Annotated in this window: 14 protein-coding genes; 8 read left to right on the forward strand and 6 right to left on the reverse strand. The window is 73.4% G+C overall.

Going from position 1 to position 14,484, the window contains the following annotated elements; translation table 11 throughout:
• Positions 1–440: 440 nt before the first annotated feature.
• Positions 441–1,796 (forward strand): hypothetical protein, encoded by a 1,356-nt coding sequence (locus ACLQ2V_RS17835; RefSeq protein WP_425719621.1) that lies wholly within the window; start codon positions 441–443, stop codon positions 1,794–1,796.
• A gap of 105 nt (positions 1,797–1,901) precedes the next feature.
• Here ACLQ2V_RS17835 and ACLQ2V_RS17840 read toward each other — a convergent pair whose 3' ends face one another.
• Positions 1,902–2,552, reverse strand: a complete 651-nt coding sequence (locus tag ACLQ2V_RS17840; RefSeq protein ID WP_425719622.1) for an SRPBCC family protein — start codon at positions 2,550–2,552, stop codon at positions 1,902–1,904.
• Positions 2,549–2,926, reverse strand: a complete 378-nt coding sequence (locus tag ACLQ2V_RS17845; RefSeq protein WP_425719623.1) for an ArsR/SmtB family transcription factor — start codon at positions 2,924–2,926, stop codon at positions 2,549–2,551. The genes ACLQ2V_RS17840 and ACLQ2V_RS17845 overlap by 4 nt, the downstream gene beginning before the upstream one ends.
• A 335-nt stretch (positions 2,927–3,261) precedes the next feature.
• On the opposite strand from ACLQ2V_RS17845, the gene ACLQ2V_RS17850 reads away from it, so the two are divergent.
• Positions 3,262–3,843 (forward strand): peptidoglycan-binding domain-containing protein, encoded by a 582-nt coding sequence (locus ACLQ2V_RS17850; RefSeq protein ID WP_425719624.1) that lies wholly within the window; start codon positions 3,262–3,264, stop codon positions 3,841–3,843.
• Positions 3,844–3,948: 105 nt separating this feature from the next.
• Here the strand turns inward: ACLQ2V_RS17850 and ACLQ2V_RS17855 are convergent, their stop codons facing one another.
• Positions 3,949–4,401: a MarR family winged helix-turn-helix transcriptional regulator gene (locus ACLQ2V_RS17855; protein ID WP_425719625.1), complete on the reverse strand. Its 453-nt coding sequence runs from the start codon at positions 4,399–4,401 to the stop codon at positions 3,949–3,951.
• A 55-nt stretch (positions 4,402–4,456) separates the two neighbouring features.
• Between ACLQ2V_RS17855 and ACLQ2V_RS17860 the strand changes: the two genes are divergently transcribed.
• Positions 4,457–6,289: an ABC transporter ATP-binding protein gene (locus tag ACLQ2V_RS17860; RefSeq protein WP_425719626.1), complete on the forward strand. Its 1,833-nt coding sequence runs from the start codon at positions 4,457–4,459 to the stop codon at positions 6,287–6,289.
• Between the two features lie 227 nt (positions 6,290–6,516).
• Entirely contained in the window at positions 6,517–8,655 is a 2,139-nt protein-coding gene (locus tag ACLQ2V_RS17865) for an EAL domain-containing protein (protein ID WP_425719627.1), read from the forward strand.
• An 85-nt stretch (positions 8,656–8,740) separates the two neighbouring features.
• On the opposite strand, the gene ACLQ2V_RS17870 is transcribed toward ACLQ2V_RS17865, so the two are convergent.
• On the reverse strand, positions 8,741–9,754 hold the full coding sequence (locus tag ACLQ2V_RS17870; protein WP_425719628.1) for a nitronate monooxygenase: 1,014 nt from the start codon (positions 9,752–9,754) through the stop codon (positions 8,741–8,743).
• Positions 9,755–10,000: 246 nt separating this feature from the next.
• Between ACLQ2V_RS17870 and ACLQ2V_RS17875 the strand changes: the two genes are divergently transcribed.
• The 3 genes from ACLQ2V_RS17875 to ACLQ2V_RS17885 all read left to right on the forward strand — a co-directional run bounded on the left by ACLQ2V_RS17875 (position 10,001) and on the right by ACLQ2V_RS17885 (position 12,458).
• Positions 10,001–11,242: a cellulose-binding domain-containing protein gene (locus ACLQ2V_RS17875; RefSeq protein WP_425719629.1), complete on the forward strand. Its 1,242-nt coding sequence runs from the start codon at positions 10,001–10,003 to the stop codon at positions 11,240–11,242.
• A gap of 290 nt (positions 11,243–11,532) precedes the next feature.
• Entirely contained in the window at positions 11,533–11,904 is a 372-nt protein-coding gene (locus ACLQ2V_RS17880) for a ribonuclease domain-containing protein (RefSeq protein ID WP_425719732.1), read from the forward strand.
• A 68-nt stretch (positions 11,905–11,972) separates the two neighbouring features.
• Entirely contained in the window at positions 11,973–12,458 is a 486-nt protein-coding gene (locus ACLQ2V_RS17885) for a barstar family protein (RefSeq protein ID WP_425719630.1), read from the forward strand.
• 55 nt (positions 12,459–12,513) lie between these two features.
• On the opposite strand, the gene ACLQ2V_RS17890 is transcribed toward ACLQ2V_RS17885, so the two are convergent.
• Together ACLQ2V_RS17890 and ACLQ2V_RS17895 are read right to left on the reverse strand one after the other, a co-directional pair.
• Positions 12,514–13,251, reverse strand: a complete 738-nt coding sequence (locus ACLQ2V_RS17890; RefSeq protein ID WP_425719631.1) for an HD domain-containing protein — start codon at positions 13,249–13,251, stop codon at positions 12,514–12,516.
• Positions 13,252–13,392: 141 nt separating this feature from the next.
• A complete protein-coding gene (locus tag ACLQ2V_RS17895) occupies positions 13,393–13,854 on the reverse strand; it encodes a ricin-type beta-trefoil lectin domain protein (protein ID WP_425719632.1) in 462 nt (153 codons plus the stop codon).
• A gap of 207 nt (positions 13,855–14,061) precedes the next feature.
• Between ACLQ2V_RS17895 and coaD the strand changes: the two genes are divergently transcribed.
• Complete coding sequence (gene coaD, locus ACLQ2V_RS17900) at positions 14,062–14,484, forward strand: pantetheine-phosphate adenylyltransferase (protein ID WP_425719633.1); 423 nt, start codon at positions 14,062–14,064, stop codon at positions 14,482–14,484.

The raw sequence follows: 14,484 nt of genomic DNA on the forward strand, positions 1-14,484 counted from the left end.
CGTTGCGGAGGACTCTCACCCGCAACCCCGGAGGCTGTCAAGAGGTTCCCGAAAGATTTCAGCGCGGTAAACCCCCTGGACTAATGCGCATTAGCTCGCCGGCTCCGGCGGGCGGCGGGCGGCGTCGGTGGTCCCGCCCGGCCCGGGTCGTCGATGTCGGCGCACCTCTTGACAGTGGACCGTCCGTCCGGCGAACATCGGGGAAGCAAGGCTGCTAATACGTATTAGCAGCCTCCGAAGTGGGCGCCGAACATTCCCTTGGCGACCCCGGTCGGTTGCGCTGCGTTACTTTCCCCGCCCCGCCCCGCCCCGCCGCCGCCCCCGCCCCGCCGCCGTCCGCCGTGCGGTGTCGCCGTCCGACCCGGCGACGACTCCACCGAGCGCCGACACGGCCCCACCACCGACCGGACCCCGCCCCCGAAGAAATGAGGACCGACGACATGTCGCACCCGTCCGTGTCGCCCCGCCGCGCCGCCCTGGCGCTGGCCGGCGTCGGCCTGCTGATCGCCGCCACGGCCACCACCGCCCCCGCCGCCGCCAGCCAGGCGACGCCCGACTTCCCGCGCTTCAGCCAGGCGGGGACCGCCTTCGACAAGAGCCAACTCTCCTACAACCCGACCGGCGAGTTCATCTTCCCGAGCGTCATCCGGGCCGCCGACTACTTCGCCGACCCGCTGGGCGCGTACTACCTGTACTACGCCCCGCACGAGCGCCCCGGCGGCATCGCACTGGCCTATTCGGACTCGATCGACGGCCCGTGGACCGAGTACGCGGCCAACCCCCTCATCGGCAACACCTGGCTGCCGCACTACTCGACGGTCAGCCACGTCTCCTCCCCGCACGCGATCTGGGTCGAGGGCGAGGGCAAGCTCTTCCTGTACTTCCACGGCGAGAACTCGATCACCCGGTACGCCACCTCCACCGACGGCGTCCACTTCGACTACGGCGGCACCGCCGTCAGCCGGGACGCCAGCACCGGCGGCGAGACCTCGTACGCCCGGGTCTTCGAGCAGTCGGTGGCGCGCCTGGGCACCCGGTACCTGATGGTGTTCATGGACAACCCGACCGCCGCCCTGCCCGGCCCCACCGGCCCGGTCTCCCGGCGCATCCGGTGGGCCGTGTCGAACGACGCGCGCACCTGGACGATCCAGCCGGAGCCCCTGGTCACCCCGCAGGGCGCCGAGGGGCCGAACGCCTCCGGCCCGTTCTTCCTGCGCTGGCAGGGCCGCAACCTGGTGATCTTCCACGCCGCCGACGGCAACATGCACGCCGTCGACGTCGGGGCCGACTTCGACCGCGAGACGCACCTGGGTGTCGTGCACGACTCCCTGGCCGAGGCCCCGGACCTGGGCCGCTCGGCCGCCCCGACGTTCTACTTCGACGGCCGCAGCGCGCACATGTACTACGAGGCCGGCGGCCGGCTGACCGCCACGATCGGGCACGCCGTGGCCACCCTGCCGGCGCCCGTGCCGACCCGGGAACTGGACTGCACGGTGGACAAGCCGGTGCTCTGGCCGCCGAACCACAAGCTCGTCGACGTCGCCGTCACCGTCGACCTGCCCGACGGGGTGCTCGGCCCGCGCGCCTTCGCCCTCACCGGTGTGACCGGCGGCGCCGCCGCCGACGTGGCCGGGTTCGTCGCGGGCACGCCGGACACCGCCGGCCGGCTGCGCGCCGAGCGCGCCGGCAACGGCGCAGACCGGGTCTACACCCTGCGGTACGCCGGCCACGACGAGATCGGCCGCCCGGCCGGCTGCTCGGTGACCGTCACCGTCCCCCACGCCCCCCGCCGCTGACCGCACGTCCCCCGCCCACCGTGGGAGCGATCATGGACGGTTCCCGTTCCGACGCGACGGAGAGCGTCCATGATCGCCCCCCGGGTGGGCGCGGGGCGGGTGGGGTTACGGGGTGGGGGTGGGCTCGCCCGTGTAGGCCGCCAGGGTGCGCGCCGCCGCCTCGGCCGCCCGGGCCGGGTCCGCGCCGGCGGCCACGTCGGCCTCGCCCCAGAGCCGACCGCTGGCCACCAGGAAGTCCCGGCCCGCCTCCGACGTCGCCCAGGCGGCCCCCTCCTGTCGTACGTCGTCGCCCCCGTCGCCGCCGCGCAGGTAGGTGGCCAGCCCGACCAGCCCCATGTCCCAGCCGATGCCGACCGCGCCCGGCCCGAACTGCGCCCAGACCGTGTCGTCGACGTGCGCCACGTGCTCCAGCGTGAAGCGGGTCCGCTCCTCGGACTCCGGGGTGAGCCGCACCTCGATCCAGCTGATCTGCTCACCCATCTCCCAGGTGGCGGCGAAGCTCTCCGGCGGGTCGCAGCGCTGCACCACCCCGCCCGCGTTGCCCGCGAACTGGTACCGGCCGTGCAACCGCAGGTCGCCACTGATCGCCAGGAACCAGCGGGCGATGCGGGCCGGGTTGGTGCAGGCGTCCCAGACGTCGGCGACGGGTGCGTCGTACGTCTGGCTGATGGTCAGCACGCGGGCCTCGCCGGCCGGCAGCACCCGGCTGCCCACCCGCCGCTCCACGTGGTTGATCTGGTGCGTGGTGTCGATCATCGCGGTTTCCTCTTCTCGATCTTTTCGGGTTCCTCGGCCTCGGCGGCGAGCCGGCGCTCCCGGCGGCCCCGGGCGAGCTCGGTGGCCAGGGCGTGCAGGGGTGGGGTCCAGAACCGGCGGAAGTGGCCGAGCCACTCGTCCACCTCGCGCAGCGGCTCGGGGGAGACGGCGTAGAGCCGGCGGGACCCCTGCGCACGCACGGTGGCGAAGCCGCTGTCCCGCAGCACCTTGAGGTGTTGGGACACGGCTGGTTGGGAGATGCCGAACTCCGCCCGGATCACCTCGCAGACGGCCCCGGCGCTCCGCTCGCCCTCGGCGAGCACCTCGAGGATCCGTCGGCGCACGGGGTCGCCCAGCACGTCGAAGGCATGCACGGGAACTTTGTATCAGGTGTGGCTTATATAAGCAAAGGTTAAATCGTCTTACGTCCGAGCGGGTCCACGGGCCGGGGTCCGCCGCCAGGCCCTGCCCCGCCGCCCCTGCCGGGGCCGCGAGGCCGTCGCCCGCGCTCGCCGAGTCCCCCCGACGCGCCATGGTGGCCCAGTCCGCCCATGCGCCCTGCTTTCCGACGACCCGCTTGGGAATTCCGCAATTACCGAATCCCATTCCGTTTCCGGCCGTTCATCGCCTCGGTCGCGCCCGCACCCGGTCACCCCTGCCCTCTGGCGGTTATGCGACAAATGTTCCCAGCGCATTTCCGTATCATCGAGTGGCGCCCGGCACCAAGGCAATGTTCAATGTACGAATCAGGGTTTTCCTCGACCGAAAGGCGATTCACATGCTTCTGCGAATCAGGGCGGTGGCGGCCGTCGCCGTCGCCGTGACCGGCGGCGCTCTCGCCGTCTCGGCCGCTCCGGCGGTGGCCTCTGTGAGCCAGGGATACATCACGGGCTCGGGCGACTGGAGGGACGACTGGGGAGACGAGGGCCCCGTCTCCGCGTCGACGCGCTCGCACAACAACGTCGTCGGGGCTTGGCAGACGATTCTCTGGGCCGACGGATATCTCACGCAGGCCGACGTCGACTGCCGATTCGGTTCGGCGACGACCGCCGCCACGAAGGAGTGGCAGAGCGACCGAGGTCTCGTCAGCGACGGTGTCGTCGGCGCGCAGACCCTCGCCAAGGCGGCGACCAAGCTCGACGTCTACGAGCAGGAGGGCTGGTACTGGTACGACGGTGCCGGGAGCAACTTCATCTACTTCGGCCGCCATGCGGACGGCAAGTGGGACATGAGCCTGCCGTCCGGGGAGACGCGACTTCTCTCGTACACGTCCGCCAGCATCTGCTCCTGATCCCCCGAAGGGCAGCCGGCCGTGACCCCCTGCGGGCGCGGCCGGCTCTCGTCGTGCCACCCGCCGGGGGCTCGGCGGCACGGAATCGTTGAGCCCGGCGGCGGGTCAGTCGCGCAGGGTCCGCAGGATGCGGGCCAGGTGGACCCGGTCGGTCGGGTCGAGCCCGCCGAAGAGGCGCTCCGCCTCGGCGTGCCGGGCGGCGCGGATCGCCGCGCCGACGCGTAGCCCCTCGTCGGTCGGGGCGACCAGGGTGGCCCGGCGGTCGACCGGGTCGGGGTGGCGGGCGACGAGGCCGCGTTCGGCCAGCCCGTCGACGACCTCGGTGGCGGAGCGCGGGGCGATGCGCAGGTGCTCGGCGAGCGCGCTGAGCCGCATCGCGCCGTGCCGGACGAGCACCCCCAGCGCGCGGGCCTGCCCGGGGTTGATCTCCCACGGTTCGAGGGTCTGCCGGGAGAGGTGGCGCAGCCGGCGGGTGACGGCCCAGAAGCTCTCGGCCAGGCTCTCCTCGTCCGCCCCGACCTGCTGCGGCGGGCCGGGGGCGTGGTCGTCTGCGGTCACCGGAATACCGTACCAGGAATTGGTGTTGCTCCCTCATGTTGAGGTAACCTCAGCAATGTCGCCGATCCCCACCGGAAGGGGCACCCCCTTGGACGCACCCCCCAACCGCCGCGAGGGCCGGGGCGGGCCCCGCACCGTCAGCGCCGCCGAGTCCGCCGAGGCCCGTCAGGTGTCGCTGCGCCGCGTCGGCCGCCTCTTCGCCGGCCACGGCGCCGCGCTCGCCACGGTCACCGCGATCATCGTGGCCTCCTCGATCGTCGCCATGGCATCGCCGTTCCTGCTGCGCGCGGTCATCGACCGGGCCCTGCCGGAGCGCGACCTGACCCTGCTGGTCCGGCTCGTCCTGGCCATGGTCGCCGTCGCCGCCGTGACCGCCGCCCTCGGCGTGGTCCAGACCTGGATCTCCACCCGCGTCGGCCAGCAGGTCATGCACCGGCTGCGCACCGACGTCTTCGCCCACCTGCACCGCCAGTCGATCGCGTTCTTCACCCGCACCCGCACCGGCGAGGTGCAGTCGCGGATCACCAACGACATCGGCGGCATGCAGACGGTGGTCACCTCCACCGCCACCTCGATCGCGGCGAACCTCACCACCGTCGTCGCCACCGTCGTGGCCATGGTGGCGCTGTCGTGGCGGCTGTCGCTGATCTCCCTGATCGTGCTGCCCCCGGCGATCTGGCTCACCCGCCGGGTGGCCCGGATGCGGCGGGAGATCACCGCGCAGCGGCAGCGCGAACTGGCCGACCTCAACGTCACCATCGAGGAGGGGCTGTCGATCAGCGGCGTGCAGCTGAGCAAGACCCTCGGCGTGGGCGACGCGCTGATCGGCCGCTTCGCCGCCTCGTCGGCCCGCCTGGTCGACCTGGAGCTCCGCTCCGACCTGGCCGGCCGCTGGCGGATGGCCTCGATGAGCGTCATCTTCGCCGCCATCCCCGCGCTCATCTACCTCGGTGCCGGCCTGCCCGGGGCCGCCGGCACGCTGAGCATCGGCACCCTGGTCGCCTTCACCGCCCTGCAGGGCGGGCTGTTCCGGCCGCTGATGGGCCTGCTCGACGTGGGCGTCTCGGTCACCGCCTCGCTGGCGCTCTTCGCCCGGATCTTCGAATACCTCGACCTCCCCGTCGAGATCGACGACCCGCAACACCCGGTCGAGTTCGACCCGCGCCGGGTCCGGGGCCACGTCCGCGTCGAGGGAGTCACCTTCACCTACCCGGGCAGCGACACCGCCGCCCTGGCCGGGATCACCCTGGACGTGCCCGCCGGCACCGCCCTGGCCGTCGTCGGGCCCACCGGCTCCGGCAAGAGCACCCTCGCCGGCCTGATCAGCCGCCTGCACGACCCGATCGCCGGGCGGGTCACCATCGACGGCGTCGACCTGCGCGACCTGCGCCTGACCGACCTGGCCGCCGTCGTCGGCGTGGTCAGCCAGGAGACCTACCTGCTGCACACCACCGTCCGGGAGAACCTGCGCCACGCCCGGCCGGACGCCACCGACGCCGAGATCGAGGGCGCGACCCGCGCCGCCCAGATCCACGACCACATCGCCGCCCTGCCCGACGGGTACGACACGGTGGTCGGCTCGCGGGGGCACCGCTTCTCCGGCGGGGAGAAGCAGCGCCTCGCCATCGCCCGCACCCTGCTGCGCGACCCCCGGGTGCTCGTGCTCGACGAGGCCACCAGCGCACTGGACACCGAGACCGAGCGGGCGGTGCAGCGGGCGTTCGACGAGCTGGCCCGGGGGCGTACCACCATCACCATCGCCCACCGGCTCTCCACGGTGCGCGACGCCGACCAGATCGCCGTGCTCGACCACGGCCGCGTCGTCGAGCACGGCACCCACGCGAGCCTGCTCGACCACGCCGGCCGCTACGCCGCCCTGGCCGCCTGAGCGTCGGCCGGGAGCGTCGGCCGAGCCGAGCGCCGGTCGGGCCGAGGCCACCAATGACGGGTATCTGACCCGGTCGTCGGACCGGGGACGGGCGGGGAGTCGATAGCCTGGCCCGAGCGCTGCTCTGATCTCGTGGGGTGGTCGGGCGGATCGTCGTATGGGGGTTGTCGATGGCGCCGAGCCGACGGCGGGCGGTTCTGATCGGAGTCAACCAGGGGGGCCGCGACGTGCGCGTGCCCGCCCTGCGGTACGCCGAAGACGATGTCGAGGCGGTGCGGGGGGTGCTGCTCGACGAGGAGATCGGCACCTTCGACGACGCCGACATCAGGACGTACGTCGGCGCGCAGGCGACCTGGCGGGAGATCAAGGCCGAGCTGCGCGACATGGTGTTGGACTCCGGCCCCTCCGACGTGCTGCTGGTCTACTTCGCCGGCCACGCGCTGGTGCCCGAGTGGAGCACCCAGCTCGACGCGTACCTCGTCACGGCCGACCTCGACCAGGACGGCCTGCGCCGGGAGCCGGACAACGGCCTACGGATGAGCTTCCTCAAGCGCGACGTCTTCGAGGCCTTCGCCGGCACCTCCTTCCTCGTGCTCGACTGCTGCCACACCGGCGACTACCTGGACGCCGACCTGCGTCACACCGAGACGATGCAGACCTACCGCACCCGGGTCGACCGGCACAGCGCGCTGCTGGCCTGCCGCAACGGCGTGGCGGCGCGGGAGGACGAGTGGTACGGGCACGGCGTGCTGACCCACCACCTGCTCACCGCCCTTCGCGGTGGCGCCGCCGACGGCCGGGGCCGGGTGTCGTTCGGCCAGATGGCCGCCTTCGTGGCCGAGCAGGGGCTCGAACCGGCACCGGTGCAGCTCGTCCACCGATGGGGCCCGACCACCGTGCTGGTCCAGCCACCCACCTCACGGCACGAGCGTCGGCTGCAGGGTGCCCCCGCCAACCCCGGCACCACCCGACCCTGCAAGAGCCCCCTGGAGGAGCAGTCGAGCTCCATCGTGCAGTTGCTCGGCCGCATCTTCCGCTCCGCGAGCCACCCCGTGCGGGATTCCCCGCAGCGTAGGCGCGCCGAGCGGGTGGAGATCGTCCAGCACGCGTTGGCCGCCAGTTCGGTGGCCGTGGTGGAGTTCTCCGACTCGGCGACCCCCGTCCGGGTGGTCGACTGCACGGCCCGGTTCGACAAGGAGGAACTGCGGCCCCTGCTGGAGCTGAGCTCCGCCGACGCGATCCGGTACCGCACGTCGATGCCCGGGCACATCGTCTCCAACGACGCCGGCACCCGGATGCTCTGCGTCCCGATCTCCCACGAGGACGAGCGCATCCTCACGTTGACCGTCGTCGACCCCGCCGTCGCGCTGCTCGACATGGGCGAGCCGCTCGCCGTCATGCTCCGTGCCCTGTGGGACTCCGATCTGCTCGGCGACCCGCTGCAGGCCGAGATGCAGGTGATGACGGCGCTGCGCGTCGCGTTCGGTCGGCTGCCGCTCAACCTCTACGAGTACGCCTTCAGCCTCTACCAGAAGCTCGTCGACTCCATGATCATGGTGTTCCAGCCCGTCGTGGAGCTGGACCAGCGGGCGGCCGGGGTGAGCATCCACAGCTTCGAGGCGCTGGCCCGCCGCAGCGACCAGGAGCTGCGCGCGCCGATCGCCGCGCTGCAGATGGCGTACGTCTGGGGCGACCGCTTCATCGTCGAGCGTGACTCGCTGCTGGTCGCCAAGTCGATCCACTCGTACGCGGGTGCGGACGCGGAGGCCCCCTGGCACGGCACCAAGCCGCTGTCGGTGAACGTCGCGGTCCGCTCGCTGCTCAGCGACTCGTACCTGCAGCAGGTGAGCAGGGCGCTGACCGAGGCCGCCATGCATCCACGCACGCTCATGCTGGAGATCTCCGAACAGGACGCGATCCAGCCCGGCCCGGGGGAGCGGTGGCCGCAGGAACCGCTGCTCTACTTCCACCGGCGGCTCACCGAGCTGTCCCGAAAGCTCCGGATCAGCTTCGCCGTCGACGACTTCGGTGTCGGGTACGCCTCGCTGGCCCGGATGGCGGAGCTGCCGCTGACCCAGATCAAGGTCGACCGGGCGGTGCTGCACCACCCGATGGCGTTGGAGGAGCTCGCGTTGGTGGCGCGGGTGTCGCGGCACGCCAGCGACCTGGGGCACGCCCCCACCCCGCGCACCGTCATCGTCGAGGGCTTCGACGACGACGCCCCGGTGACCCTCAAGCAGCTCTACGAGCTGGGAATCCACTACGTGCAGGGATTCTTCAGCGGCGCGGTCGCGTCGACGTCGTTGCACCCGCTGGATCAAGCCGCCCGGGCCCGGATCGCCGGCCTGGTGAGAGGCGACGGATGAGCACCGTCCGGGGCGTCGGGTCGGTCAGCTCGGCGGGAAAGCTGCTGTGGGCGCTGCGCCACCCCCGGCGTCGTCAGCTGCGTCGTCAGCGGCGCCCGCCGAGACGGGCCAGGATCGCGGCCGCCGGCTCGGCGACGGCGTCGGCGTACGCGGTTCCCGCCCAAAGGTTCACCGCTTCCCGGTCGCCGCGCGCCGCGGCCTGCGCCCGGATCGGCGCGGTCAGGTGGTGGATCGCGGGATAGCCGACGGGGGCGGCGGCGGAGTAGGTCCTGGTGAACCTGTTCGGCAACGCCCGCGCCGGCTGCCCGGTGAACGCCCGGGTCACCACGGTGGGGCCCGACCGTGCGTCCGACACCGCCGCCCGGTGCACGGGTCGCGTCCCCGCCTCGTCCGCCAGCAGGAACGCCGTTCCCGCCTGCACCGCGACCGCGCCGGCGGCGAGGGCCCGCCGCACGTGCTGCGCGGTCCCGGTTCCCCCGGCGGCGATCACCGGCGGCCGCACCGCCGCGACGATCGCGGCGACCAGCTCGGGTGCCGTGGACGACGGGTCGTATCCGGCCGGCGTGGTCGTCGCCGAGTGCCCTCCCGCCGTGCCGGCCTGGGCGATCAGCGCGTCGGCCCCCGCAGCCGCCGCCCGCCGGGCCTCGGCGACGTCGGTGACCGTGACGATGACCGTGCAGCCCGCGCCGCGCAGCGTGGCGATCGTCGCCGCGTCGGGCACGCCGAACGTGAAGCTGACCAGGGGCACCGCTGCCGCCGCCGCCAACTCGACCTTCTCGGCGAAGTGGTCGGTGTCGTCGAGCCGCAGCGGCGGCAGGTCCACGCCGTACCGGCGCGCCTCCGGTGCCAGGGCGCTGCGGTAGCGGGCCAGCTCGGCGACGTCGGGACGGGTCGACGACGGGACGAAGATGTTCAGCCCGTACGGCCGGCCCAGGGCCCGGACCTCGGCGACCTCGCCGGCGACGGTCGACGGCGGCCGGTAGCCGGCGGCGAGGAACCCGACGGCGCCCGCCGCGCCCGCCGCAGCCACCAGCCCGACCGTGGACGGCCCGCCGGCCATCGGGGCCACCACCACCGGATGTTCCAGACACAGCGCCATCCGGGCATCCTCGCGGGTGCTCGCCCCGACAGCAAGCAACCCTTGCCAGGCATAGGCGGGCGTCACTAGATTGGGTGCGGGTGCCGCCGCGCGTCGATCCCTGGGTCGACCCGGCGGCTGATCGTCCGCCCGAGCCGGGCCCGAGACGCGTACGCGTCGTCGCCACGCGAGCGTTTCCCTAGCGTGCCCTGCCGTCGCCCGCGCCCCGGCGCCGGCGCCGGCGGCGCCCTTCTCGAAGGAACCCGGATGAGGATGTCCCGCGCCCGTCTCACCCCGATCGCCGCCGCGGCGGCGGTCCTGGCCACCGCCCTGGCCGGCCTCGGCCTGCCCACCGAACCGGCCGCTGCCGCCGCCGGCTGCCGCATCGACTACGTGCCCAACCAGTGGCCCGGCGGCTTCACCGCCACCGTCCGGGTCAGCCCCGGTGACACCGCCGTCACCGCCTGGACCGTCACCTGGACCTGGGGTGGCGACCAGCGGATCACCAACGGCTGGAGCGCCGAGGTCAGCCAGTCCGGGACGGCGGTGACCGCCCGCAACGTCGCCTGGAACGGCTCCGTGCCGGCCGGCGGCTCGACCGAGTTCGGCATCCAGGGCACCGTCGGGGCGAACACCGCCGCGCCCACCGGCTTCGCGCTCAACGGCATGCCGTGCAACGGCGCGACCCCGCCCCCGACCACCCCGCCGCCGACGACGCCCCCGCCGACCACCCCGCCCCCCACGACCCCGCCGCCGACGACGCCCCCGCCGACCACGCCGCCGCCCACGACGCCCCCGCCGACCACGCCGCCGCCGGGTGGTGGCTGTGGGACGGCGGTGCTCTGCGACGGCTTCGAGGGCCAGACCGGCTCGGTGCCGTCGGGGGACTGGAGCGTGGTGCACCCGGACTGCTCCGGCACCGGCGCGGCCGCGGTCGACACCGCCGTGGCGCACGGCGGCAGCCGGTCGATCCGCATCGACGGCACGGCCGGCTACTGCAACCACGTCTTCGTCCGCGCCAACCGGGACCTCAGCGCCGCCGGGACGGTCCGGTACGGCCGGCTCTGGGTGCGGCACACCACCGCCCTGCCCGCCGCGCACGTCACGTTCCTGGCCATGTCGGACAGCGCAGACGGCAACCGGGACCTGCGGATGGGCGGGCAGAACGGGGCCCTGCAATGGAACCGGGCCTCCGACGACGCGACCCTGCCGGAGCAGAGCCCGGCCGGGGTGGCACTGAGCGTGCCGCTGGCCACCGGGCGCTGGTCCTGCCTGGAGTTCATGGTCGACGGGGCGCAGGGCCTGCTCCAAACGTGGGTCGACGGCACGGCGGTGACCGGCCTGACCGTGGACGGGACGCCGACCCACGACGTGGACGGGCAGTGGCTCAACCGCACCTGGCGTCCGCGCCTGACCGACCTGCGCCTGGGCTGGGAGAGCTACGGCAGCGGCTCGGACACCCTCTGGTTCGACGACGTCGCGGTCGGGTCGAGCCGAATCGGCTGCTGACGACGCGGCGAAGACCGCGCGGCCGCTGACGACGCGGGCCGGGTTCCCCCTGGACGGGGGTGCCCGGCCCGCGCCGGCGGGAGCTCCACCGGGACCCAGCGAGCAAATCCGCCGCCACCCCTGGCCAGAACGGGCCGTCGCGCCGACACTGTCCCTAGCGCACTTCCATGTGCATCGATGCGTCGATGCCGTCGCGATGGGGAGGACCCGTGACCGACACGACGAGGCCGGGCGCTCGGAGCGGTGCTGCGGCACGCCGCGCGCTCGGCGCGCTCGCCCTGCTCACCGCCATGGTGGCCGCGGCCCTGGTCGGGCCGTCCGTGGCGACGCCCCGGCTGGCGGAGCCCGCCCAGGCCGCCGTGCACGGCTCCTGCACCGTGAGCCGCTGCGCGGACGCGCGCACCGCCCGGTCCGGCTGGTCCGCCAAGGGCTTCCCGACCAGCCGGGGTTGGTACTCCTGGAGCGGCGGGCTGGCCAACTTCGCCGGCGGCCGGTTCTACAACTACGAGGGCCAGCTTCCCGCCGGCGCCACCTACCACGAGTACGACGTCTACCCGCGCGCCTCCGGCGCGGCCCGCGACGCGTATCGGATCGTGGTGAACAAGAGCACGGGCGTGACCTGGTTCTCGCCGAATCACTACGCTGACTTCTATCGCCTCTGACGCGACGCCTCGCGCAGTCGGTCCCGCCGGGCCGGGCGATCCGGCCCGGCGCAGTGGGGAGGGGCATGATGGATCACGGGCACCCGTTGCAGTTGCCGCCGTGGCTGACCGTCACGGCCGCGCCGCCGACCACCACCGCAGCGCCGCCGACCACCACCGCCGTGCCGCCGACCGTCACGGTCGCGCGGCCGGGCGCAGCCCGGCTCGAAGGTGCGCGCGCGGTGGTGCTCGCGGCGGGCGCGGCCCGCACCCGGGTCACGCTGTTCGGGGCGCTGGTGCGCCTGCTCGACCTGCCCGGGTACGTCGGGCGCAACTGGGACGCGCTCGCCGAGAGCCTGCGTGACCGGCTCGACGCGGGCCCACTGATTCTGGTGGTCGACGATGCCACGCAGTTGCTGGCCGACGAGCCCGTCGGCCACCTCGGGCTGCTGCTGACGCTGCTCGGCGACGCGGCGCGGGACGCCCCGCACCCGCTGCGGGTCGTGCTCCGGGCGGCCCCCGACCGGGTGGCGGCCCTGCGCCGCCGCACCACCGCCGCGCTGCCCCGCCGTTGAGCTGGCGCCGCCGGGGCGGCGGGGCAAGCGGGGGAGCGGGAGCCGGGGTGCGTGCTCAGGTGGCGTTCGCCGGCTGGTCGAGGATCGCGCTGAAGCGTTCCTCGGCCAGGTCGAGCTGGCCGAAGATGTGCTCCTTCACCTCCGGCGCGAGCGGGGTGTCCGGCCGGGCGACCAGCTCGCGCAGGACCGGCACCAGCGGGCGGTACTTCGTGGCCGACGAGTAGACCTTCGGGCCGACGGTGTGGATCACCCCGACGCCGTTGTCGGTGAAGTCGGAGACCTTCACGACCCGCGCCCACGGCTCCCGCTCCAGGCTGGCCGCCACGTGCTCGCGGTACTGCGTGTTGCGGTCGCGGTCCGGGTCGTACGCCGGGTTGGTGACGGCGGCGACCAGGTGCGCGACGCGCGGGCCGAACCGGGCGGCGAGCGTCGCCAGCGCCGCCGCCGTCAGGTCGCCGCCGGTCGCCGCCCCGGTCGGGCCCGCCAGCTCCGCCGGGTGGTCCTCCACCGCGTCGTGCAGCACGCCGGCGACGATCACGTCCACGTCGCGCACCCGGTAGTGGTGCATCAACCGGATCGCGACCCGCAGCAGATGGTTCAGGTACGGCTCGCGCACCCGCCGGTCGTCGCGGTGCAGCTCGGCGGCGAGGTCGAGGGCGGCGGTGAGCCGGGCCCGCGCGGCGGGGTCGAACGCGGCGATCTCCAACCGGAACCGTTCCCGCAGGCCGGGCTCGCCGTGGATCTCGGTGATCGCGTGCATCGGCATGGAGGCCAGATACGGCGGGAAACTCATGCCTTACTTATAGCTGACCATCGTGCTTCGCCGAGGCCCCTGATCGCCGCGATGCCGAAAACCCGCACCCCCCGCCTCGAATCTTGGACAGCCGACGTCCGGCGCGGACGTCGACTGTCCAAGAACCGCGATCTTTCCGGGTCAGGCGGTCGGCAGTGAGGTCCAGATCTCGTTGGTGTGGTTGTCGCAGGCGCCCCAGGTGAGCCACTCCGTGCGGTAGTCCTCCAGGCAGCCGATGCCCCAGTCGAGCTGGTGGATGCGGCCGTCAGCGGTGGGCCCCCAGCGCACCAGCAGGCCGCTGTCGCAGGGGTCGACGAAGACCCCGGTGCTGCTGGCGGTGCTCAGGCAGCGGCCGTCCGTGGTGCGGATGGTGTGGTCCGACGGGGAGTAGACCCAGCGCTGCTTGGCCGAGCCGTTGCACGTCGTGGTGAAGGCGATCACCGGCAGGTCGGCGACTTCCCGGCGGTCGACGCAGAGCCCGGTGTCCTTGTTGCGCAGTTCCCCGCCGGCCGCGGCGGCCTGCGCCGGCTGTGCCGCGCCGAGCAGGCTCAGGGCGAGCGCTGCGGACGCCGTCAGGGTAGAGATGATCTTGCGGATGGTCATGGGGCTCCTTCGTCGGTCGCCGAGCGCCGCCTTGCGACCTCGACGTTGATCGATGTATATAGTCAAAGGCTAAACTAATTCGGGGAGGCCCTGCAAGGGTGGCGTCGCGCATGACCGGCGGACTCGGGCCCGCCATTGCCCGTTGGTGGCCACGTCGTCCACGCCCCAGGGGCCACGGATCCGGCGGCCGATACCTACAGTCGGGCCATGAGCACCCGCGCAGGCGTGCGAGCCGTCTACCCCGGCAGCTTCGATCCCTTCACCCTCGGGCACCTGAATGTGCTGAGCCGGGCCCGCGACCTCTTCGACGAGGTGGTCGTGCTCGTCGCGGTCAACGGCGGCAAGCAGCCGGGCGTCGACGAAGAGCAACGGGCGGCCGCCGTCCGGGCCGTCCTGCCGCTCGAGTGGAGCTCCGTCACCGTCGCGGCCTGGCGGGGGTTGACCGCCGCCTACTGCCATCGCCACGGCGCGAAGGTGATCGTGCGCGGGGTGCGTAACACCACCGACCTCCAGGCCGAGTGCCGGCTCGCCGCGATGAATCAGTCGCTGGGCGTACCCACGGTGTTCCTGCCCGCGCGGCCCGACCTGGTCGCGGTCTCCTCGACCGCGGCGCGCACGCGGGGGACGTGA

This window comes from Micromonospora sp. DT233 (genome assembly GCF_049841815.1).
Lineage (GTDB): Bacteria > Actinomycetota > Actinomycetes > Mycobacteriales > Micromonosporaceae > Micromonospora.